This is a genomic window from Microbulbifer sp. 2205BS26-8 (assembly GCF_030731025.1).
Classification (GTDB): domain Bacteria; phylum Pseudomonadota; class Gammaproteobacteria; order Pseudomonadales; family Cellvibrionaceae; genus Microbulbifer; species Microbulbifer spongiae.
The window spans coordinates 1-310 of sequence record NZ_JAVAMR010000224.1 but is presented as its reverse complement, the minus strand read 5'-3'; the positions used below and the strand labels follow the sequence as shown (position 1 = coordinate 310).

General features: G+C 39.7%; 1 protein-coding gene. It reads left to right on the top strand.

Translation table 11 applies throughout. The features are described from left to right. Positions 1-160 precede the first annotated feature (160 nt). The coding region (locus tag Q5Y71_RS17345) for a transposase (RefSeq protein ID WP_306043315.1) at positions 161-310 on the top strand (150 nt) is incomplete at its 3' end.

Sequence of the window (310 nt, the reverse complement as noted above, 5' to 3'; positions counted from 1 at the left end):
CTCTTAAATTAATGGCAGAATAATTTCTAATAAAGTATGGCTTAGCGCCTCTCTACCTGTAAGCTTTTCGGCAGTGCTATGCCTGGTGGCGCTATAATTGAGATAAGACTTTATTGCATGTATTAGGGCCTGTCTAAACTAAACATGACAAACTCTGCGAATGGAAATTTCAAAATCGCAGTTCAAAATTATTGAGCACCTGCTTCCCGTTCAAAGAGGCAATGTAAAAATCCCTAATATACAGATAATTAATGCCATATTGTATGTCGCCGAGTACGGCTGTAAATGGCGAGGCCTTCCTGAACGATTC